At 72.0% G+C, this 2,009-nt stretch carries 2 protein-coding genes; both read right to left on the bottom strand.

Features of this window, described 5'->3' with window-relative positions; genetic code table 11:
- Nucleotides 1–718 (bottom strand): MlaD family protein (locus tag E9934_RS19295; protein ID WP_158295079.1); only part of this gene is annotated, 718 nt, incomplete at its 3' end.
- A gap of 50 nt (nt 719–768) precedes the next feature.
- Nucleotides 769–2,009: MlaD family protein (locus E9934_RS19290; protein WP_136564532.1), on the bottom strand; the 1,241-nt coding region annotated here is incomplete at its 5' end.

Here is a 2,009-nt window from a genome sequence, read left to right as displayed (position 1 = left end):
CGAGCACGCCCGCCGTCGCGGCGAGGTCCTCGATGGTGCGGGCCAGCCTGACGTTCTCCGACGACAGCACGGTCGAGGCGTTCTCTCCGCCGTCGACCAACCGGGACAGGTCGTTCTCGGGGTCGGTGCCCTGGAACGCCCGGAGTACGTCGTCGGTCGAGCGCAGGGTCGAGGGTGCCGACTCGAGCAGGTCGCGCAGCGCCCGGGTGCCCCCGGCGTCGAGGGTCTCGTCGAGCGCCTTGGTGCTGCTGCGTACGCCGCGGCGGGCATCGGAGGCGAAGACGCTCGCGACGCCGTCGAGCTCCACGGGGAGCTCGGTGCGCTCGACCGGGATGGTGCCGGTGAACTCACCACGACGTCCGCCGGGCACGATCTCGACGTAGTAGTTGCCGCCGAGGAGCGTGGTCGGGCGGACCCGCGCCGAAGGGGCGGTGCCCATCGCCTGCCGGGCCTCGGAGTCGACCTTGACCTCGACGGTGGTCACCCCGTCCTCGTCCTCGACGGAGCGCACGACGCCGATCTCGACGCCGGCCATCTTCACGTCCGAGACCGAGCTGCGCAGCCGGTGCGCCTCGGTGAACTGGATCTCGACCGTGTCACCGGGTCGCAGCATCGCGGACAGCTGGGCCTTCTGGAAGAGCAGCGCCCCGGACACGGCGGCGACCGCGACGAAGATCTTCCCGAGCTGCAGCGCCGTCAGGCGCGGACCGGACCTCACCGCACTCCTCCTCGTCCTGCTGGTCCTCGTGGTCGACTTCCTCATCGCCCTCACCGGGTCTCTCCGGGAGCCGGGTAGGGGTCACGTGTCGCCGACCCGGGCACCCCGAGGGACTCGACACCGGGCAGGAGCAGGATCCGCAGCCAGTGGCCGGCACTGTCGCCGCTGGACAGCGCACCCGACGCGTTGGTGTGGAAGTAGGCGATGTCCTCGGCGTAGTCACCGACGACACGGGCGAGCGGCGCACCCGTGCGACCGGTCTTGCGCAGCTGGTCGACGAGGGGACGGGCGTCCGCGACGAGGTCGTCCAGCGCGACGACGCCCACCTCGGCGTCCGCATTGACCCCCGGCACCTTCTCCAGGGGCACGACCCCCTCTCGGAGGAAGGCGCGCAGGTCGGGGGTCGACCGGCCGAGGGCGGAGGCGCCCGGTCGCACCTGGCGCATCGCCACGGCGAGGTCGGCGAGTGGGGCGTCGAGACCCGACAGTGCGGCGTGCGCGGCGTCGAGGGTGTCGGGTGCCTGGTCGAGCGACGCCCGCACCTGGTTGCCGTCGTCGGCGGCGAACGCGTCGACGGTCACCGCCATCTCCTCGACGAGAGCGGCGAGCTCGTCCGAGCGCGTCGCCATGCGTCCGGTGAAGCGCTCGGCCGAGACCAGCAGGTCCTCCAGCGGTACGCCGTCCCCGGCGGCCAGCGCGCGCGACACCGTGCCGGTCGAGTCCACGAGCTCGGGTGCGTTGCGGACCAGCGCGTGCAGGTCCTCGCCGTGGCCGACCATCCCGCCTCCGAGGTTCTTCAGGGCGGTCGAGGCGCCGCGCCGGGTGCGCTCGTCGAAGACGTCGAGGAGTTCGTTGATGTCCTCCGTCTTGACGGTCTCGTCGGCCGGGATCACTGCGTCGGAGCGCAGCTCGCCGGTCGCGGGGTCGCCCGGGTCGAGGGTCACGAACTTCTGCCCCAGCCCCGAGCGGTCGGAGATCCGGGCCGCGCGGGCGTTCTCGTAGAGCTGCGTGTCGGGGTCGTCGAGCTTGAGCACCGCGACCGCGACGCCGTCCTCGAGGACCAGGTCGTCGACGTAGCCCACCCGGTTGCCGGCGATGCGCACGTCATCACCCGTGTTGAGGCCGCTGAGGTCCTCGAAGGCAACTCGCACCTCGCGCCGCTCGGCCAGCGGCATGCCGTGGGTCGAATTGAGGCCGAAGACGACCGCGCCGCCGAACAGCAGCAGCACCACGCTGCCGATGCCCATCGGGCTCCGCAGCCAGGAGACGATCGCGTTGTCCGTCATGTCAC

Source organism: Nocardioides caeni (genome assembly GCF_004912195.1).
GTDB classification, from domain to species: domain Bacteria; phylum Actinomycetota; class Actinomycetes; order Propionibacteriales; family Nocardioidaceae; genus Nocardioides; species Nocardioides caeni.
This window is presented reverse-complemented; position numbering and strand designations above follow the sequence as displayed.